Annotated in this window: 12 protein-coding genes; 8 read left to right on the top strand and 4 right to left on the bottom strand. The window is 47.2% G+C overall.

Annotated elements, in window-relative coordinates:
- The 8 genes from OEM52_05965 to OEM52_05930 all read left to right on the top strand — a co-directional run.
- On the top strand, positions 1–214 hold a 214-nt coding region (locus OEM52_05965), incomplete at its 5' end, for a hypothetical protein (protein MDK9699673.1).
- A complete protein-coding gene (locus OEM52_05960; protein MDK9699672.1) occupies positions 211–771 on the top strand; it encodes a hydrogenase maturation protease in 561 nt (186 codons plus the stop codon). The genes OEM52_05965 and OEM52_05960, both read left to right, overlap by 4 nt.
- The gene (locus OEM52_05955; GenBank protein ID MDK9699671.1) at positions 768–2435 is read left to right on the top strand and encodes a methyl-accepting chemotaxis protein; all 1668 of its coding nucleotides are present in this window, start codon (positions 768–770) and stop codon (positions 2433–2435) included. The genes OEM52_05960 and OEM52_05955 overlap by 4 nt, the downstream gene beginning before the upstream one ends.
- 260 nt (positions 2436–2695) lie before the next feature.
- Complete coding sequence (locus tag OEM52_05950) at positions 2696–4231, top strand: Ppx/GppA family phosphatase (GenBank protein ID MDK9699670.1); 1536 nt, start codon at positions 2696–2698, stop codon at positions 4229–4231.
- On the top strand, positions 4228–4980 hold the full coding sequence (gene tmk, locus OEM52_05945; GenBank protein ID MDK9699669.1) for a dTMP kinase: 753 nt from the start codon (positions 4228–4230) through the stop codon (positions 4978–4980). Before OEM52_05950 ends, tmk begins: the two co-directional genes overlap by 4 nt.
- A complete protein-coding gene (locus OEM52_05940; protein ID MDK9699668.1) occupies positions 4908–5627 on the top strand; it encodes a thymidylate kinase in 720 nt (239 codons plus the stop codon). Before tmk ends, OEM52_05940 begins: the two co-directional genes overlap by 73 nt.
- A 7-nt stretch (positions 5628–5634) precedes the next feature.
- Positions 5635–6510: a CHAD domain-containing protein gene (locus tag OEM52_05935; protein MDK9699667.1), complete on the top strand. Its 876-nt coding sequence runs from the start codon at positions 5635–5637 to the stop codon at positions 6508–6510.
- Positions 6507–7025: a histidine phosphatase family protein gene (locus OEM52_05930; GenBank protein MDK9699666.1), complete on the top strand. Its 519-nt coding sequence runs from the start codon at positions 6507–6509 to the stop codon at positions 7023–7025. The genes OEM52_05935 and OEM52_05930 overlap by 4 nt, the downstream gene beginning before the upstream one ends.
- A 410-nt stretch (positions 7026–7435) precedes the next feature.
- Here the strand turns inward: OEM52_05930 and OEM52_05925 are convergent, their stop codons facing one another.
- From OEM52_05925 to OEM52_05910, 4 genes are all read right to left on the bottom strand, one after another.
- Entirely contained in the window at positions 7436–10360 is a 2925-nt protein-coding gene (locus OEM52_05925; protein MDK9699665.1) for an AAA family ATPase, read from the bottom strand.
- Complete coding sequence (locus tag OEM52_05920; protein MDK9699664.1) at positions 10357–15231, bottom strand: hypothetical protein; 4875 nt, start codon at positions 15229–15231, stop codon at positions 10357–10359. The genes OEM52_05925 and OEM52_05920 overlap by 4 nt, the downstream gene beginning before the upstream one ends.
- 207 nt (positions 15232–15438) lie before the next feature.
- Positions 15439–22011, bottom strand: a complete 6573-nt coding sequence (locus OEM52_05915; protein ID MDK9699663.1) for a right-handed parallel beta-helix repeat-containing protein — start codon at positions 22009–22011, stop codon at positions 15439–15441.
- A gap of 242 nt (positions 22012–22253) precedes the next feature.
- Positions 22254–22719, bottom strand: a 466-nt coding sequence (locus OEM52_05910; GenBank protein MDK9699662.1) for a hypothetical protein, incomplete at its 5' end; no start/stop codon positions are given.

Below are 22719 nucleotides of genomic sequence, written 5' to 3'. Positions count from 1 at the left end.
TTGTAGCTGCCAAGATCACAACGTTGGTATCAAAATTGAGCGATGCGTTATCCGAAAAGTGTGTGAGAACCGGAATCTTCCACTTGGTGGACCATTGTGCCGGATCTTTCACAGTTATCTCGATGGCATTGTAAACGAACTGACATTTCGCCCGGTGAAATCGGAAGTCGAACACGATCCGAAAGTGTGCAAAACACACATGAGGATTCGTTGATACTTTCTCAGAATCAAGCACTCGTCGTTTGCATCGGTAACGAGCTTGCCGGTGATGACGCAGTCGGGTGGCATGTTTACCGGAAGTTGGTTGCCCATGAACTTCCGGAATCAGTGACAGTTCTCTTCTTGAGTGTGAGTGGATTCGCACTTCTCGATGTAATGTCCGGTCAGGATTTGTTGCTTATCATCGATGCCGTGAGTTTAGGCAATCCGATCGGCACAGTAACTGTTTTTGCTGAGGTTGAATTACCGCTCTCGCCCGGAGCTGCCGTCTCGATTCATGGCGTTGGTATCCGGGAAGCACTGGAGATTGCATCTGCGCTCACTCCCGATGCAAAGCCGAAAAATACGATGTTTATCGGCATAGAAGGAAGTCAATTCGATCAACTTGGTTCCGATTTACATCCCGAAGTAGCCAAAGCAATAGAACCGGTTGTTGACATCGTACTCCGTTTGCTTGAACAAGATTGTACCCAATCTCTACCAGAGCTGCATTCCAAGCTCGAAAGTAAAAACGTTCCCACTAACGAAACTATCGAAATGAGATCGCTATGAATGGTAACAAAACTTCTTCGATCAAGCCATCGAATCCGAAACCGCAAGCCGTAACACATAAGGGTGCGAAAAGTCCGCGTAAGGAAGCAGACCAGAATCCCTCGGAAGTTGAATTGGCGATAACGGAGATTCTGCGATTAACGAAAGCAATGGCAGAAGGGAAACTTGGCGAACGCGGCGATCCATCCTGTTATTCCGGTACTTCGGCTGAACTAATCGTCGCCGTAAATTCGATGCTGGATTCTTTGGTGAATCCTCTTCGCATGACTGCGAATCTCATCGACCAGATCGCGCACGGTAAGATACCCGACTTTATTGTAGAAGAATATGTCGGTGAGTATAACGACATCAAACGTAATTTGAACAAATTTCTCGCAGTGCTCTACGGCATGCATCACGAAATGCAAAACCTGATTCGAGCCGTGAAAGAGGGTAAACTTCAAACCCGTGGAAATGACTGGGATTACGACGGAAATTGGGAGACATTGGTAAAAGGCATCAACGAAATCTTAGACGCAACAATCGAACCGGTACACGATGCGAACGACGTACTGAAGAAGCTTGCCGAATATGATTTAACAGTACGAATGAATGGAAAGTATCGCGGTGAACACGCACAGATTAAACGCGCACTCAATACATCGGTACAATCTCTACATGCAGCATTCTCGAAAGTCGCTGCATCAATTGAACATGTAGCAAAAGTTGGTGAGCAGATCGCAGCATCGAATGAGGAAGTTGCTGCCGGGGCTGTTGAACAATCGAGTCTGCTACGATCCTCCTCGGACAATCTGAATCAAATCAGCGCTCGGACAAAACTCACATCGGAGAATGCACAGCAAAGCAGAAAAATATCACTCGAAGCGAAAGCCGCAGTCGATAAAGGCAACGAAGCGATGAATCTGCTGCGTACTGCCATGACAGATATTCTACAAACGTCCGAAGGAACAAAAGTGATTTTGCAGGAGATTAATGCTGTTACTGCACAAACCGACACTTTGACAAAAAACGCATCAACCGAAGCGGGAAAAGTTGGTTCTTCGGCTCGAGGATTCGCTGTTGTAGCAGGCGAAGTACGAAAATTATCATTACGGTGCAAAGAATTAGCAAACTTATTGGAGGAAGATTTTAGTTCTGTTGCCTCAAACAACGATACATTATCCTCCGATAATCTGGTAAAGATCACAACACTAACGAAGGAAATGAATAAAATCGCCTTCGAATCCAACTTTCTTGCTATCAATGCCGCAGTGGAAGCGGCTCATGTTGACTCAGCGGGAGTAGGATTCGAGGATTTGACAAAAAACATCCAAAACCTCGCCGAACAGTCACACAGCTCAGCATCAAAAACAGATGTGCTAATTCAAAGTTCGATCCAACGAGTTAAGGAAGGTGAGAACCTTACCAATTCGGTTTACAATGCATTACTCGAGATAGTTGAGTCTTTTAACTCGGTAAGCAAATTCATTGATTGGATTGCACAAGCGAGCCAAGAGCAGGTTTCCGATGTCGATGTAATCAAGCAAGTTGTCTCGGAAGCTACATTACTGTCCGATAGCTATTCGCAAATCACCGAGGTTTCTGCCGAATCGGCTATTCAACTTGCCCATGAAACAACTCAATTGTCACAAACGATTGAGAAGTTCAAACTGAAAGGGGAATAGTTTTTCGAAACCCAATCACAAATGAAAGTTTACACGATTTCTTATAATGGTTAATTGTTTGACAATTATCATTGTATTTGTAGTGTTCTAAATTTTCATCACTTTCGTTCTACATACAAACTATCTGTTTCTTTACTGCTACTGTTTTTCACATCCTCTTTCGTTTCTACTAACTTTCATCGCTTTTCGTACGTACCAGTTTTATTGCTCATCGTGAAATTGCTCACATATTCTTCACAATAAAAAGCGATTCATATAGTATGTCACCAATTGGAAAACACATTGCAGCCATCGACGCCGGATCCAATGGGATTCGGATGGTTGTTGCGCGTACGATAGCCCACGGTCGAGTTGAAATCGTTGAAACGGTTCGACACGCGGTACGATTGGGATCCGATGCGTTTCAATACGGTGAAATACGTCAACCAACCTCAGACAAACTGCTTGCGGCATTCCAATCCTTCCGAACAATATTCGACAAATACAATGTCACCCATTACCGTGCAGTGGCAACCGCAGCCATGCGGGAAGCTTCCAACCACGATTGGATTTGCGACCGGATTGCCCAAACCACCGATATCATGCTGCAAGTTATCGATCCCGAAGAAGAAGCGCGGTTGGTTCATTTCGCCATTTCCGATCGAATTAACCTGTCGAAACGCGTCGCACTATTAGTCGACATTGGTGGCGGGAGTATCCAGCTCATACTGTCCGAAAAGGGGAAGATCCTTGCGGTGGAGAGTTTTCGACTCGGCTCAGTTCGGTTGTTGCAAATCCTCGAACAAGAAAAGTATAGCGAACACGATTTCTATGAACTGGTCAAAGAGTATTCCGCAGTTGCGCAGAAATGGTTAAAGCGTGAAATCAGCAAGAAACAAATCGATGTTTTCGTTGGAACCGGCGGCAACATAGAAGCGTTTGCTGACCTCAAGGGTACGCTCCTACATCGAAACTCGGATGAACCGTTAACGACAGCCGAGCTATCCGATATCGCCAAACAACTCCAAAAATTGACATTGGCCGAACGAGTGACGCAATTAAAACTGCGTCCGGATCGGGCAGACGTTATTGTACCGGCGGCACTCGTACTCCAGATCATCTGGAAACAAGTGGGTACTCCAAGTATAATTATTCCCCAAACCGGTTTGCGAAACGGAATTTTACTTGATTTAGCGCAGAGTAATAAACGGCAACACCTTGTGGATCGCCACGAACAATCGGTTATGCAGGCGTATCAAACGGGACGAAAGTACGATTTCGATGAGCGTCATGCGAAAACCGTTGCGGCGTTTGCATTGCAATTGTTCGACGCCACCCAGACTCTGCACAAGCTTCCCGCCGAGTATCGAGCGCTACTCGAATTGTCAGCGATTCTGCATGATATCGGGCAATACGTCCATGCGAGCTCACACCACAAACATTCACAGTATATCGTACTCGCCACCCCGTTGGTCGGAATCGCGGAACACGAACGGGAGATTATTGGAAACATCGTCCGTTACCACCGGAAATCGTTCCCATCGACGACCCACGAGAATTTCCGCTCGTTACCGCTGAATGAGCGAATTGCCGTGACACAATTAGCCGCGCTCTTACGAATCGCCGATGCTTTAGACCGGGAGCACGAGTCGAAAGTTAAAGAGTTGCAGTTCGAAGTGAAGCGCCAGAATCTAATCATTTTAATATCCGGCTCCGGTGATTTACTGCTCGAGAAATGGGCGGTAGTGAAGAAAGCCGAGATGTTTGAACAATGTTTTTCGACGAAAGTTACCGTGCGGAAAAAGGAGGAGCGATGATCGGTTCATCACATAAACCCCGAACTTCCAAGGAGACGGGCATCCTGATTGCGGTGGAAGGACTCGACGGTTCCGGCAAATCGACACAAATCTACTTGGTGAAACGCTGGCTCGAGTTAGAAGGTTACAAGGTCTTTTTTACGGAATGGAATTCGTCGCCCTTAGTGAAAAGCGCTACCAAGCGCGGCAAAAAGAAAACGATGTTATCCCCCTCGACGTTTGCCTTGATTCATGCAACCGATTTAGCCGACCGCTACGAAAGTCAAATCCAACCCTTACTACAAGCGGGCTACATCGTGTTAGCCGACCGTTACGTTTTCACGGCGTTCGCCCGCGACACCGTTCGCGGTTGCGACCGGGAGTGGATTCGCAAATTATACGGATTCGCCAGGCTGCCCGATCTCACATTTTTCTTTGACGTTCCATTGGAGACTGCGCTGTCACGCATTCTCGACGGTCGGCCGCAATTGAAATATTACGAAGCAGGATTGGATATCGGTCTTTCCACCGATCCCTATGAATCTTTTCGACTCTTTCAAGCGAAAATCCGCGAAGAGTATTTGGTCTTAGCGAAAGAGTTTAAGTTCTTAACCGTCAATGCCAGTCGACTCCCCGACGTACAACAACTGGAAGTCCGGGCGATGATTCGGAAAATGATCGATTTACCGAGGTACCAATGGTCAAAGCGAAAACAGCCGGAAAACGGTTCTACGGTAAGTGCCCGCCCGGCATTCAACCAAACCAGTTAGGCGGCAAGTTAATCGTCTTGGAAGGTTCGGATGGCTCGGGACGGTCTACCCAGATCGCACTGTTAAACGATTGGTTGGAACGGACGGGACAACCAACGATTACGGTAGGATTGAAACGCTCCGAGTTGGTTAGCGAAGAATTAGAACTGGCGATGACGGGCAATACGTTAAGTCCGATTACAATGGGTTTGTTCTATGCGACGGACTTCTGCGATCAACTCGAACGCAGGATCATTCCCGCACTTCGTGCAGGATTCGTCGTATTGGCGGATCGATATATCTACACGCTAATGGCGCGCGACATCGTACGCGGCGTTTCGGCAACTTGGGTGAAGGATTTGTACGAGATCGCACTCGTTCCCGACGCCGTATTTTATCTGCGAGTCATGCCGGAAATCCTTGCCGAGCGGAACTTTATGAAGAGCGGAAAACTCGATTACTGGGAATCGGGCATGGATATTCAGCGTTCGGGTGACATGTATCAATGTTTTATCAGCTATCAGCGAAAAATGCAGCGGGTGTTCCGTTCGCTCCACGACCGTTACGGTTTTGATATCATCGATGGAAACCGGACACCAAGCGATATTGCCCAAGAGATTAAGAGTAAAATCCAACGATTGTTAACAATGGAAACCCAAAAACCGTGAGCGTATTGTGGCTATCTCGGTAGAGCCGGAAGCTTTTTACGAAACGTTACACCAACGCTGGAAAATTGTCCGGCGGGAATGGAAGCGATGTCGTCGAAAGGCAAGCGAACCGCGGATCCATGATCTGCGAGTTGCCTTGCGACGGCTGCTGTTTTCGGCGGCGCTGCTTTCCGAGGCGTTTCCCGATCTAATCCCTCCGCGACATCTACTTGAAGCGAAACGACATTTGAAAAAGCTGTCCAAGCTGCGCGATTTACAAGTAATGTTGCAACGGTTAACCGAGATGGCGGAGAAATATTCCGGGATAAGCGAAATTGTTAGCGAAACATCCGATCAAGTCGAGCGTCGGGTTGCCAAGATCGAGCGCTATCTTCGCAACAACGACGTCAACGAATTGTTGAAACTGCTGCCTACGGTCGAACAATTTCAAACCCGGTTGCAACAAACGGAAAAGCCAATTACGGATGTTCTGCTCACCCAAATATCTCTTCGTTACCGGGATGTCGTCGCCAAGCACACAACACTAAACGCCAAATATCCCGAGACGATTCACGACCTCCGGATTGCCTTTAAGAAATATCGATACCAGTTGGAAGCGGTTGCCGAGCATATACCGCTGCGAAGTACAACGGTATTGAAACGGATGCAAGCTCTCCAAACGATGTTGGGCGACATACATGACTACGACGTATTGCTCGATTTTCTGATTTCGCATCGTAAAAGTAAATTCGGCGAAAAGTCACGCCACTATCAGCGACCGGTTATACTGCTTCGCAAACAATGGCAAAGTAATATTGATCGACTATTCTCCAAGCTTCCGACTATGAACGCTTATTCACCCAACCGTTTGATCGCAGCGAAATATTGGAAGGTGAAATCGTGATTCTTTACTTGTTACGCCATACTGATGCGCTCCCGATTGGGGAAAACGGCAACGTCGACGACCGGAAACGCCCATTAAGTGAAAAGGGTGATAAGCGGGCACAAAAAGTCGGACAGGCTTGTAACGTCCTCGATCTCAAATTCGATGTACTGCTTACCAGCGGATACCTCCGTGCAAAACAAACCGCCGAACTGGCTGCGACGCAATTCGCGGTGCCGATGCGTGCCACCGTGACCAAGACATTGGCTTCCGACGCCGATCCCCGTGCTTTCATTCAATTACTGCTCGAACGCTATACTGGAGGGGCGCATATCCTCGCGGTAGGTCACGAACCGTTTCTCGCGGCGTTGGCTGGTCTATTGCTCGACACCGGCAGCGATTCCCTTGTTTTGAAGAAAGGAAGTTTGCTCGCATTGGAAATCGTCGAACCACTACACGAGGGGAAGTGCGCGCGGTTATTATGGTCGTTATCGCCGAATCATCTCTCACTGCTCGCGAAACTCGCAAACCGCTGACATCGCTTGTCCTAAGAAAACTCTCATACTTGTTAGAGGTAGAATCGTCGTTATCTCACCGGTTCCAATTCCGATTGGGAACAATTGATTTCCGAGATGGTGGGGGCGCCGCAGGAGCGACCCCTCGCGGTACACCCAGTCTATGCGTCGGCTTCGTTATTCGTTAGAAACGACAATCCCAACAGCATAACATACAATCTCGGAAGCATTCATCTCGGCAAAGGAGATAGAGTATAATCTACTGTGAATCATTACGATTGTGGGTCGATTTAATGCTGTTTGGTTGGATCGATGTGTGGAGTGGCAATCTGGCGGAACAATCGACCGTAAAATGTCTGTGCATCAATTGCACCGCAATTGATGATTTTCCGATTGATGATGATGAGGCGTTTCGTCTTGGTCGAACGATATTACAATAATTCAGTAAGCCGTTTCATTGTAACTGCCTTCATTTTCGTATCGTTCGTTTCTTCGTGCAGTTCAAGGGCTTCTTCCAGTATCTTTCTTCCCTCGACTACGGCACCGGTTTTGCTGTAATAGTATCCTAAATTCGATTTTACGATTCCTAATGACTTTCGCTCACTAATAAACTCGAGCAACTCAACTGCTTGTTTGATCTGATGAATAGCATCCTCCCAACGCGATTGCAGTGACAATAGACTCGCATAGTTTGCGAGAACATTTGCCTCGAGCCGACGGTTTCGATAGCGATGATACGCTTCCTTTGCCACCATCAAGTATTTTTCGCACTCATCGTATTGACGGAGGGTGTAATACAATCCGCCCAAATTGGAAGCGTAGGTACTAATTCCAAGGGGGTGATCGATTTCCTGAAAACATTGTAACGCCACGCTCAGTCGCTGCGTTGCATCCTCGTACTCTTTCCGTTGAAGCGCCAGCAAACCGAGATTGCCCATTGCAAAACCATAAATCGTTCGTTCGCCGATTTGCTCTGCAGTTGTCAGTGCAATTTCATAGTGCGGTTGCGCTTGTTCGCCATTGTTCGCTTGAAGATAATAGTTCCCCCATCGTAAGGCGAAATCGGCAGACTCAAATGTCTGCTCGGTTAGTGAGCAAACCTCGGTGCAGCGTTCAAGTAGCTGCCTTCGCCGATCTTGATTCCCGGTGAGTTCCGCTAATGATTCAGAACTGAACAACCACTTTCGATACTCTTCGCGCCAGATAGTTTTCGCGTGATGGGAATGACGCAGAAATATTGCCTCTAACTCCGAATCGATTTGTTTCGCTTCGGTCGTTTGATGGATACTGCGATACTGGTGTAATGCTCGATTTCCGTGGGGAAGTGCGCGAGCTGTTTCGTCAGCTTCCAACCAATGGCGGAACAGCGCTTCGGAAACATCCTCAAATTCACCGGAGCTCTGCTCTTCTAACGCCTCGGCAGTAAGCTTGTGTAACAGCATACGGTTTTCCCGCAATACCGTTTCATAGGCGACATCGTGAGTTGTGGTCATCCGAAATCGAAAAGCATGTTCGCGAATCGAAGAAATTGACTTTAGGTACTCGTGAAACACTAAAGCCTGTAGTGTCGGCTCAACCCGAATCCGGTCGGATAATTTCTCCTTAATACGACGATACAACCGGAATGTGAACTCCAATCCTAATACGGAACACTCTTGTAACGATTTGCGCTCCGCAGGTGGCAGACGATCCATCCGCGAGCGGATTAAAGCGGAAATTGTCGCAGGAAGTCGAATAGCGGGACTGAGTGTTTGAAATTGCCAAGCACTATCCTGTAATAGCAACCTTTCCGATTCCAACCAGTCGAGTAAAAGTTCTTCCGTATAAAACGGATTTCCTTGTGAGAATTGGTACAAAGCGGTACCAATCGTGGTTGGCAACGATGGTAGCTCAGGCAGATTGTAATAGGCAACAAGAATCGATTGTGCTAATTCACCGGTTGCTTCCATCGTGAGCGGTTCAAGCTGCATTTCAACCAACTCGACATACTTATCGCGCAAAGTAAACTCGAGTAGGGAACCGTCTTCACGCTCCGGCCGGTGTATTCCAATGACATGTAATGGATTTTCAGCAGAACAATTCGATAGAATATATTCGAGCGCTTCCTGCGATCCTGAATCGAGCCAATGCAGATCGTCCAATACGAACACAACGCGGCTGTTTTTTTCGAGTAGTGCTTGCAACCAGTCGCGAATCGCTGCATTAATCTCTTCACGAACGCTTAACGGCGTAACGTTGGAATCTCCGGAAAGATATTGACCGGTGAGTAATTGCTGCAGAATAGTTTGCGTAGAATCTCGACGTGTTTCCGATAACGATGAATGCGCGGCTAACTCCATCCACTGCGAAGCGATGTTAACATCAGGATTGGCATCGGTCTGGAAATAGTCGCGTAATGCAGTTATCCAAAGGTAGAAGGGTGGTTGGGCAAACGAGGCGGTATTCCCTCTAACGACAATAACTGGTTCGTTCGCGGTTTCTGCGATTCTGGTAAGAAATTCATGAACGAACCGCGATTTTCCAATACCGGGAACTCCCGTAACATCGACAAACAAATGTTTCGCAAAGCCCCGCGGATTCTGGTTCTTCGATGACAAACCGGTTTCCCACGCACTAAGTAAGTGCGACATTTCGCTATCCCTTCCGATGAAGGGAGTTCGATGGAACAAATCACGGCGCTGCCAACGCATTTTGTTCTCAGGCGAGTGAGCCAGTGGTCGATATGTAACAATCGGTCGATCAATTCCTTTCACTTGTTTGGTACCTAACTCCGACCAAATGAAGTCGTCATTGGTCATGTGGTACACCGATTCCGATACTTGAACAGTATTAACATCGGCAGTCGATTCCAGTCGAGACGCCAGACTAACTTCCTTGCCAGTCGCGGTCAAATGCCCGATAGAATCCGGGGCAAATGTGACATAGCCATAGTTTATACCAATTCTCGCTCCGAAATGTAAATCGAATTGTTGGAAAACGCTGTTTACGCGCTCGACAGTTTCCAACAATTCCAACGCACAGGCAACCGCTCGTTTCGCATCATTCTCGGTAGCTTGCTCAGCCCCGAACAGCACCATGAGTAGGTCGCCCTCTTCTTTATCGATGTAGCCGCCGTACTTTTCTACCACCCGGCTGAGTGAGGTTAGGATACCGCCATTTTCATCGTGCATCAGCCGGTGCAGTTCCTCGTGGCTCATCGTTTCCGATAATGCGGTAAAACCTTTCAGATCGAGAAATAGAATTGCAATTTCCCGGTTTTCTCCCTCTTTCAGACGAGGGATTGTCGATCCCGAAGCACTGTTTCCCGACATCTGTTTTAATTGTTTCGCGACCGCCGCTAAGAGATGTTCGTTCATTTCGAAGCGCCCTCCGGTATCAGCAGTGGTTTGCTGGAGTGTGGACGGACAGTATCTACACCAGTTGAAACTGCGTCGGTAGTATTGAGTAACGCATGAATTTGATAGTAGCGCTGCGATGTCTGAATCACGGCATTGCTATCAATGTAGCTTGGGGTCGTCATCGGTTCGACCGTAGAGAGTGGCGACCAGACTTGCAATACATCATCCCGATAGTCGATGCGATAACCGGTTACTGTGATGGGAAGATTAGCAGTCGATGAATCGACCCGCGACCATTGTAATTGCATATGGTTGCCATCGGGCGTAATCGTTACATTTGCCGGGGCTCGGGGCGGATTGGCTGCACTCTGAATTGTAACGGCAGCATTTGTCGTGTCGCCATCGCTCGCAAACCATTCCGAGACAATACGGAAGCGAGCATTGTTTGTTACATCACCTGATACGAGCCATTGCTCCAATGAATCATTCGGTGTATTAGAAAGAATCGTTTCCCATTCCCCACTGGGATATGTTCGATTAATTGCAATGGAAACAGTACCGCCGCGAATTGCATTCGACCAACGGAAGGTAACTGTATCACCAATCGTTAGGGTTTCGCCGCCATTCGGAGACGTCAATGCGGGACGCAATCCACCGTTCGTGAGTGCCCACTCCGACATATGATTGAGTCCTGTTATCACAAACCGGAACGAATTATTGTTCACAGTATCGCGATACACTGTACCACCGGGGATGAAAATCCAAGTGGATTCGTCATCCTCGGAAAACACTGCGCGCAAGGGAGGATTGGCAATTGTCGGATCGGCAATTGTTGGGGGTAAATCGGTTAGCACAAACCGCAGCGTCAATGTCGCATTCTCGAATAGTTGATTCGATGGCGCGACACTCCAAATGCGATTGATTGAGCGGCTAATCGACAATTCGTCATTGGCAATCGCCGTATACGATGTGACAACGGAATCGGGATTCGCATGACCAACAACTTGCTCGGGAAATGCCACTTCGAGCGGCGGATAATTGTTAGAAGCGATATCGTAGGGAATCGGCGGCGCCCACGCGGCATTCGGATTGGAAAGCGCTTGTGGGTTACGGGCGAGATAGCGCAATAAAGTCGACCAGGGATAGTTTTGAATACTGAAGGCGAAATCGGAGGTATCGCTCGTTCCCGGTTCCAGTAAACTTCGCACCCGCACTTTCGCGCTGATGGTCGATGTTCCGGCTGGCCACCAGATTGTCTGTCCGGTATTCGGGCGACCGGGAAACAGATTCGTCCAGTCGCCGGTAACGGTACGCCGCAAATCGATGGCGACATTTCCAGTTAAGTTTACCGAAGACCATTTCACAGTATCGGGTAACCCGAAATAAAAGACTTCACCATCATTAGGTTTGGTAATCGTAATCGTCGAATTCACAATCCGGAACCGGTTATCCGACCAATCTTCCACCGGATTCAGGACATCGCCGATATAGATGTAACAACTATCGGAAATCGGGCCGGTGGGTGTCCAAACATATTGTCCAGTTGGCGCATACACCGAATCGGTAATCAATTCTAATTGCCCGTAATCTTGTCCAAGCCGACTCAAGTAAATCGCGAGCGTCCCCGGATAAGGGGCATTCCAGCGAATCGTATCGGGCAGTCCGGTGAGTATAAGTTCTCCGCCATTCGGTCGTGTTACTTGAATGAAGCGTGGTAGAATCGAGAAATTCGCATCGGAGGTGTCGGCTAAGTAAGCATTCGCACCCGCCGGTATAATTGCGATTCGTGCCGTATTGGTTAGGGAGCCGGTAGGCGTCCATGCGCGATACCCTTGCGTTATCGGGACGCTTGATGCAACGAGTTGCCATAATGCATTGGGATAGCCGCGATTGATTTTGATCGTCGCAATCCCACTTGTCAGTGTCGGAAAATTCCACCGAATCGTATCCGGCTCATCGATGATAAAGGTCTCACCACCGTTGGGACGGATAATTGGTGTATAGATGGTGAAGTCAGCATCGGACTCGGCAATCTCTTGTGGGAAGAGTAACGGATAAATCCGAATTCTTGCATGTTCCGTATTAGGACCGGTAATGCGCCACGGCTCTTCTCCATCGTTTGCCGCCGAATCGAACAGCGTTTCCCAAGTTCCGGTTGGATAGTTGCGATTCAATTGAATGCGTAGTGCACTATTGATACCAGTGAGCGACCAGCGAATCGTATCGGACACGCCTACTTGATGAAATCCGCCACTGTTAAGGCTTTGCAGCGTGAGTGATATGGGGCGGATTTTTGCGAGGTATGCACCGTTATTTCCTTCCCCAGCAACGACTAAGTCACCATCGGCAGCTTGAATAATGGAGTTTCCGACTGTTGCGCTACCATCGGTGATCGCTTGCTCCCATAGCAGATTACCATTGAGGTCGGTAATGATTGTCCACAAGGACGGAGAACCGGGCACGATGGATTTGTTAACACCTGTGACAGCGTAACCGATGTCGCCGAACAAGCATATTGAATTAGCGTAGTCGTAATTTGCACCACCAAACGTCCTTGTCCACAATGTGTCGCCGTTTGCATCGCAACGCAGCAACCAAACATCACCGGTAGTACCATTATCGTTACCATTACACATTCCTACGGCAGCAAATCCTCCATCTGTTGTTGTAGTTAAATCCATGCCATTGTTCCATCCACTTAATCCATATAATCGAGACCAAATCGCATTTCCTAATATGTCCGTTTTAACTATACTCACGGATGAGGAAGATGTACTTACTACAGAAACACCAATCATAAGTACATTATTCAAATAATCAAGTTTCATTCGGACGAGCTTGTCAGAAAAATCGCCACCGAACGTTCTCCAATCATAAGCGTTACCGGAATTATCATGAAAGACTTCCCAAGAGTGCCTAAGATCTGCACCGATTGATGATGTTGATCCACAAGTAATGTATCCACCATTAGGATTCTGCACTCCAGAGTTTAAAGATTCTCTTCTTGGGAGTGAAACAGCTCTTTCAAAGACCAAATCGCCAATGTTGGTTGTTCTTACAAGCCATCCATCAGCAAAACTTGCTGATAAATCATATACACCATTCTCACCAAAACAAGCGTACCCTTCATCGTATGTTTGAACTACATCAAAACCTTGCTCATGTTCAGTCGTACTTAATCCAAAATTCCTATACCAACTTTGTGTTCCGTTGGGATTGAACTTCTGTAACAAAAGATCTTTTCTACCTTCTATCAAGATAGAACCGGTGGTTACAAACCCTTGATCTTGAGTTTGCTTGACTGAAGCAAAGGAAATACTTGATGAAACAACTTGTTGAAATGGCTCGTTTCTAATTGCGGTTGGTGTCGAACCTGATGATGATACATAGAAATCTGAAAAAATATTCTGATACTTGGAGTAAACACGATACCAGTATTGGTGATTCGGTTGGAGGGGGACGTCGAGGTAACGGGTACAATCAGGGAGGGTCGTTCCAATTAAATGGAAATTGATTCCATCGTCGGAGCGATAAACCGCAAACCCACTCTCACCTGAAATTGTATCGTTCCATGCCAATTGCAAAGAGTTCGCAGTCGCAGCATTGATGTAAAGGTTTGCCGGAGGATGCAATGTCTGGATGCCAAAATCGTTATCGGACACATCATAGATCGATGTATCGCTTACCGCACTAATCCGAATTCTTGCATGGTTCGTCGCCGGCCCCGTCACTATCCACGGCTCACTCCCATCATTCGCTGTATTCGCAAACAGCGTTTCCCACGTTCCCGAAGGGTAATTGCGGTTGAGTTCGATGCTAATACTTCCAACGATTCGGTTTTGAATCCAACGTAATGTATCGATACAACCAATGTTCAATAGGTTTACGATAGAGTCTGGATACATTACTTCAATGCTTTGGATGCATGAACTGATATCAAGTATCTGAAATCCGGCTGTCGCGTCAGAATTGTAAACTGTTGTACCATTAACAAAAATTCCACAAGACCAACCTGGTGTATTATAAAAACCAACCTCAGAAATCGAGTAAGGGTCACTGATATCGAGTACTCTTAATCCTTGACTTCCAAAAGCCAACAACAAGTAATCCCCGTAAATATAAGCTTGTCTTACCTGACCACCAGGTATGTAAAATGAGTTTATTTTTAGGGGTGTTATTGGGTTGCTAATGTTTAGTACTTGAAGACCAGAATCGCTATCAGCCACAAACGCATAATTTCCTGAAACAGCAACATTAACAGCAAAGCCAGGAGTTGCCCAATGTCCGACGTCGATAGGGTTAGATAGTTGACTAATATCTATTATTCGTAGTCCATCTAAATGATTTGCTACATAGGCATATCCGTCTTGAATTGCGATACTGTAGGCAGCATCATGTGTTTCACAGGATCCAACTAATCGTGGTATAGTGGGGTCGCTAATATCAAGGATTTTAATTCCAGCAGACCAGTCTGATATAAAAGCGTGATTGCCGACTAAAAGAACATTTGCAACTCGACCAGGTGTATCATAGTGACCGACTTGCACTGGTTGAATCGGATTCGACACATCGAATATTCTTAGGCCGCTATAACCATCACAGAAAAACGCAAAATCACCACGGACAACTACTGATAATGGGTCACCTGCCGTAGCTAAACTACATATTTGTGTTATAGACGGTAAGTTTGCACTATTGAACACTCGCAATCCATATGTTTGGTCGGCGGCGAAGATTGTATCATTACTCACGTAAAGAGATTGGATTTCGCCAGAAACCTGTGTCTCACCGATCTTCCTAATGTTTAAACTGTCTTGAGCAAACGAGCTGTATACGAAGGATACGGTGAGCACTACTTTGGTCAATAAGATGAACATCAAACGGTACATTGAAATACTCCTAATTTTTCGAATCTCTGTGAACAACAATACATGTTGTAGTAACCTTACCTTCCAATCTAACTACAATCTAAACCAAACGTACCTTCAAAATGTTGTTATTTGCAACAAAAATGACGTTCCTGCATCACAAAGTTTTTGTGCTGTGGAACAAGCGAACATCCAATACGGCAATCGGGTGACCCAGTGGGTCTGCTCTTACTTTTTATTTCCTATACCAATGTGGGCGGGTTGTGATATTCTTACGCCCGTCGAACTTGCCGCTGCGCCGCCGGCTTTGAATGCGCGCACTTGATAATACTTCTGTGGTGAGAGTTGCACCGCATTGCTATCGACATAGGTTGTATCAAACGTCGATGATGTTATTCCTAATGGTTGCCACTCACCATAACCTTGCACTCGGAAATCGATGAGATAACCATCAGCCCATTGCGCGCGTCCAGAAAGAGAAGTCGTCACCGGACTCCAGCGTAATATGGCATTCACGTTTGTCACTTGGAGTTGTAAACTCGTGGGGCTCGCCGGCGTTTCTAATCCCGACTGCAGTTCCACATCGCTGTCACAAGTATCGCCGTCGCTGGCAAACCATTCCGATGCAATGCGGAAGCGAGCAGTGGTCGTTACATCGCCCGATACGAGCCATTGCTCGAGCGAATCATTCGGTGTATTAGAAAGAATCGTTTCCCATTCCCCACTGGGATATGTTCGATTAATTGCAATGGAAACGGTACCGCCGCGAATTGCATTTGTCCATCGGAAGGTTACCGTTTCGCCAATCGTCAAGGTTTCGCCGCCATTCGGATACGTCAACTCGGGACGCAACCCAACGTTGGTGAGGGCAAATGTTCCCATTCGATTGAGCGAATCCACCGAGAATGTATAGCTATTTCCCGCACCAATATCACGAGCGATTTCACCATCGCCGAGCAGCGACCAAGTCTGCATACCGTCGAGCGAGCTAACTGCTCGTAACGATGGCTCGGCTGCTATTGGATCGATTATCGTGAAAGGGACATCGGTATCGAGGAAGCGCAGCGTTACCGTCGCATTGGTGAAGTTGTCGCTCGCGGGAGAAATTGTCCAGAAGCGAGTAATGAAACTTCCCGCCGCAAGTTGATCGCTCACCACGGAAACATAAGACGCAACGATTTGCGAAGGATTCGCAAATCCGGTTGGTTGCTCGGAAAATGCGATTTGCAATGGCGGTCGATTGCCACTCGCTTGATCGATGGGCAGCGTTGGAATCCACGCGGCTTGGCGATTGACTGCAGCATTCGGATTGTGCGCCGAGAAGCTGGTTGCCGACCACGGATAATAAGATATCGAACATGGGAAATCCGAAGTATCGGCCACCGTAGGATCGACAATACTGCGAATACGCACTTTAGCACTACTGGTTAGCGAACCGCTCGGTGTCCATAAATAGCCGCCGGTATTATTCTGCTCAGCAACTATCGATTCCCATAACCCGGTTACGGTTCGCCGCAAATCAATCGCAACATTACCGGCAAGATTATACGAAGACCATTGGATCGAATCGGGTAACCCGAAATAATAAGTTTCGCCATCGTTTGGTTTGGTTACTGTGATTGCAGCGCTCGCAATCCGGAACGGAACATCGGTTACATCTTCGAGTCCATACGAATAATCGACAATATGAAAATATGCATTGTCGGAAATGCTGCCGGTAGGCGTCCACACATAATATCCGCGCCGTGCCGGAATCGTATCGCCATCGTCGATGATTTCTTCGCTGCCGGGCATGCCGTTACGCAACAAATACAAACATACATTGCTGGTATAGGTTGCCAGCCAGCGAATCGTATCCGGTCTGCCAAGCAAAAATGTTTCCCCGTGGTTGGGATACGTCAAAGTCAATTGACGAGTCTGAATCGAGAAGGCAGCATCGGAGGTGTCGCCGATTGCCGGTTCCGATAGCGGAATGATTGCAATCCGGGCATTATTGGAAGAGAAGCCAGTTGGAGTCCACACGTGGAACCCTTGCGATGCTGGAATGTTGCTTCCTCCCGTCACCGTTAACCACGGGGGATTCGGGTAATCGCGGGTGTATTTCAATTGGACATTTCCCGAATACTCATGGGTTATCCAACGGATTGTATCCGGTACATTCAGTGTGAGAATCTCCTTGCCATTGGGATAGATAACTTGGATGCCGCGGCGGTATAGCTCAAAATCGGCATTGCTGGTATCGCCAATGGTTGGGAACAGCTCCGACACGATGCGAATGCGAGTATGCAAACTATTTTGCCCAGTGACAAGCCACGGTTCACTGCCATCGTTTTCGGTGGTAGCTGTGATGGTTTCCCATGCGCCTGTAGGATAATTGCGATTCAATTCGATTTGAACATTGCCCGCCAAGCCAAATGAATTCCAACGGATCGTGTCAACATCACCGACTCGCCACACTTCCCCACCGTTAGGCGATTGCAATACAATTGCTGCCGGTTGGATCGAGAAGTCGCTGGTAGAAATTGCCGTCACTTCCGGTTGGTTGATCGATGAAATCCGAAGTCGGGCGTGCGTCGTCAATATATCAGAAACGCTCCACGCGATCGCACCGGTATTTTCCGCATTCGCAAACAACGTATCCCACGTACCTGTGGGATAAGAGAGATTGACTTCGATACAGACATTTCCAGTAAAACCGTTGCCATACCAACGCAACGTATCCATCGAACCGAAGCGAAGAATTTCACCGCCATTGGGATAGACGACTCCGATGCCCGCACTGGCAGCCGAACTGCGGAGGATAGTCGCAGCATTGGTTGTATCACCATCGGTCGGGAACCATTCGGATACAATCCGGAAACGGGCATTGTTCGTCAATGGGCCGGTCACCACCCACGATTCCGATGAATCGTTCGGTGTGTTTGCAAGCAGTATTTCCCAACTCCCCGTGGGATAGTTACGATTCAGTTCGATGGATACCGATCCCCCGCGAATCGAATTACTCCACTGAAATTGAATGGTATCGGAAACATGGATCGTATCGTTGCCATTCGGATAGGTGAGAACTGGTTTCAAACCATCATTCGTCAATGCCCATTCCGACATGTGGTTCAAATCTTCCACCACAAACTTGAAGGAATTGCCCGATCCCGCGGTATCGCGGTAGACCGTTCCTCCGGGTATAAATATCCAAGTACTCTCATCGTCATCGGTGAAGATTGCTCGCAACGGAGGATACACGGAATCCGGCGCTACAATCGAACTGGGAAGATCGCTCCGGGTAAACCGCAGTGTGAGATCGGCGCCGCTAAATTGTTCTGTGGACGGTACAACCGACCACTTGCGATTCACTGTGCGATTACTTCCCACTTCATCGCCGCTAAATGTCGTATAGGAAGCACGCAACGAATCGGGATTGAGAAAGCCTTCCGGTTGGTTAGGGAAATGAAGTTCGACCGGCGCGAGATTGCTGGTGGAAATATCATAGGGAATTTCGGGAATCCACTCATCACGATTGTTCGTCTGGGCATGAGGATTCCGAGCCAAGTAACTGAGCAACGTCGACCACGGGTAGTTTTGAATACTGAAGGCAAAATCGGATGTATCCGACGTTCCGGGATCGGTTAAACTGCGTACTCGTACTTTCGCGCTAATCGTCGATGTACCAGTCGGCTGCCAACGGGTATATCCGGTATTGGCAACGCTATTCCGAATCGTTTCCCAACTGCCAGTTACAGTACGCCGCAAATCGACTGCGACATTCCCGGTAAGATTTACTGACGACCATTTGATCGAATCCGGTAAGCCGTAATAAAACACTTCCCCATCGTTTGGCCGAATTACATCGATAGTGGAGTTGACAATGCGGAATTTCTGCGACCAGGTTGCTACCGGGTAGTAACTATCGGAGATGTAGAGATATGCGCTATCCGATACCGGCGCAGTTGGCGTCCAAACAAACACTCCAGATTGCGAGGGAACGCTATCGGTGATTACTACTGGTTCGGGATCGCTTTGTCCATTTCGGTACAGATAAATCTGCAAGTCACCATTATAACTCGCGCTCCATCGAATAGTATCGGGAATGCCGACGATGATTCGCTCACCACCAATGGGATGCGCAATTGTTACCGTTGGATTCATGATCGAAAAGTTGGCGTCGGAAGTATCTGCAAGTGAGGGAAAATTAACTGGTGAAAGCAGAATACGAGCATTACTCGTGATGGGCGTTGTCGGCGTCCACTCGAAATACCCTTGAGAAATGGGCACATTGTTCGCAATTGTTGTCCAGGGACCCGATGGATAGTTTCGTTTGAAGCGGATGTTTACGTTACCAGTGATTCGGCTTGAGGTCCATTTAATTGTGTCGGATGCTCCGATTACCAAAATCTCACTACCATTGGGTCGTGTTAGTTTTATCGGTTGTCCAATGGTGAAATCGAACTCCGAAGTATCGCTGCGAGTAGTATCGCTTAATGGTATGATGCGCAATCGTGCAGATGTAGTGGGTGGAGCGGCTGTTGTCCATAACTGGATGCCATCGTTGTCAGTATCCGAAAAGAGCGATTCCCAAGTTCCATTAGGATAACTTCGATTCAGTTCAATACGAACATTGCCGGGAATTGCCGGAATCAACCACCGGATTGTATCTGCAAATCCAATCGTAAACGATTCACCGCCGTTTGGTGAAACAATCTCAACTTCCGATGGCGTAATCGTAAAGTTCGCATCGGTCGTATCGCCAATGATAGTGTTATTGATCGAAAGAATTCGGATTCGAGCCGTCGCAGTCATCGGTTCGGTGCGCGTCCATTCACATGCACCAGTGTTTGGAGCATTGACTTGAATCGGTTCCCATGCCGAAGAGGGGAAACTCCGGTTTAATTCGACCCGGACATTTCCCGTAACATCGGCACTACCCCAACGAATGCTGTCGGTTGTCGCCGCCCGGAAAGTTTCGCCGCCATTCGGCGAAAATATGACAATTTTTCCGATCACGACAGTACCGGGCGCATAGACAAGAACATCGGGATTCGTGCCATCGTTAATCCGCGCATAGATACGATAGACACCATTCGGTATCGCCGACACATCCCAAGTGAATGCGTTGGTGTCGTTGTATGCTTGGTAAGTACGGGAAAACTGCGTTCCCGTTAAGCCAAGCGTATCAGTATTGCGGCAGTAATAGAGACGAATCGTTGCATTATCTTCGAGATCGAATGCACTCCAACTGATGTTTTGGGTGGTGCTGGTTTGGGTGAAAGTGATTGGAGACGTAAAAGACAGCGAAGGATATGTGTTTACTTGATTTGAACCTACTCCAATATTAGGATTAGATTGAAATGGAGAGTAAACTGCTGTTCCAATCACATCTTGATAAATAAGTGTGTCAAGTGAAAAAATCCTTCCCCACCAGTTGTTCTGGAGCATAACTATACTACTTGAATTATTCCAAATCGCACAGTGGGCTAACCCTGTTGTTTTTTTTATTTGTATTTGAGGAATATCCCAGTAAAAAGTCCTTTGCAAATTATTGCCACCGTAATGTATTCTGACATTTATCGAAGTATTTGAGGTTAGGCGGGAAAATCGAGCAAGTGTATTTAGAGTTGGAACAAAGTAATTTCCTATGTTCACTGATGTATCAGATAATTGATAATTTGATCCATCTGTAAAGGTTGCCCTGATTGAAGCACCACCGCTCGTTGTGCAGTTTCCTGTTGCAATTATGCTAGCCCCTGTTGATATCAGACTGCTATAGTTGGAGGTTGATAAATATACGGTTCCACCGTAATCGTTATTCGACCCAGCGATTCCATTCCAAGGTCTATTTCCTGATAGAGTTCCATTTGTTGAGATCATCGTTGAATTTGTATCAGAAGCGTTATCTGTGATATTGCAATAATTAACATGAGCTTGTGATGATGCAAAATACAGACCTAAGCCAAGATTCCCAACTATGTCGCAGTAAGTGATTGTCGGCGACGCATTAAATACATAGGCTCCATAAACTACATTACTTTTTAGATTGCAATAGCTTATAATAGGATTTGCACCATTTGTACAATTTAAACCATGGAAAGAGTTGTAAGATAATGTAGAATTTGTTATGACAGGAGCAGATCCATCGCATAGTAAACCAGTCATTTCATTTGAAACTGAGTATGAATCAACAATACTTCTATTTCCGTTTCCAAAGATCTCAATCCCATTTAGTTTGCAATTGACAACGTTTATTGAGTTTCCATTGAAATTCGAATTTTGTTCAACTCTAACTCCATAAGTGCCTGATCCAAAAACTACTGTGTGATTCATCGAAGTAGCTATGCTTCTCGTAACTCTGAAACCATATTCGCCAGTTCTATCTACCCAACAGTAGTTTACTGTCAAACTGTCGGCATCTACCAACATCCCGCGATACGCATGCAGAATGTTGACATAATTCAAAGTCGACATTTGGTTGGAGCCATAGGAACTATCGACCAATCCGTACCAATCGTTGGTATGGGGTGTCGTTTCATTGGAGAGAAAGTAAATCGGACTCGCTGAGGTGCCGTTAGCTTGTAATGCTCCGTTGATGACAAACCGGAAATCTCCAATGTTGTCAACGTTCGCATCTACTTTTGGAAACAGGACCCGTGTCCCGGCATCCAGTGTCAGGGTAACGCCTTGATCAATCCATACATCACCTGTAATGAGAACATCCCCGCTCCAAGTCGTGGAAGCAGTGATGTGACCAGATACTGCGAAGGCAGCATGCCCACACAGAAGCATTGCAATAAGTAAAAATAGCCGTTTCATACGAACTCCGAGGAACATTGACGAATGATGTAAACGCCTGAATAGTTGGTGAATATTATCACAACATACATACAGAAACTTGCATGATTCAAGAAATTGAAGCGTTAAAACAAAATAAATGTGATTTACAGCATAGATAAAAAGAGTACCGACGATGTCACTGTAGAACCGATAGAGAAAACGGTATGAGTAGGACTCATCCCTACTTGATAGCGGTGAGAAATTCCGTTACCAAGCGTTAATCAGCGGCGAATCCGGTCGACGAGCCAAAAGAGAATTGCCGTAACGATGGAAGGGTATATTGGCTCGATTGCGAAGAGTGTATTTCCACCGCTGCCCGGCAAATGTTTCGACATCGTCCAACCCAACGCGACCAGCATCGTACACAGCATTGCCCAAAAGGCTGTGCTTTTTCGCATCCGCCATTTCGCTTGCCAACTGGTCAGAAGTGGTAACACCAGCGCCGGACCAAACACCGAACCAAAGTCTTTCCAGATATCGACTACACTCTCATTTAGCGAAGCGACAATACCGGCAATCAACAAAGAACCACCGAGTCCAATTTGCGTGTAGCGGGTGAGTCGTGCATCGGATTGTTCCGAACGGGGGAGCGCCCGCCAGAGGATGTCCCGCCCAAGCGTTACGGCGGCGAGAAACGAGTAGGAATTTACTGTCGACATCACGGTGGCAAACATCGCCGTCCAGAAC

It is taken from the genome of bacterium (assembly GCA_030247525.1).
Lineage (GTDB): Bacteria > Electryoneota > JAOADG01 > JAOADG01 > JAOADG01 > JAOTSC01.
Note: the sequence above shows the minus strand (reverse complement) of the source record. Positions and strands in the feature narration are given on the sequence as shown.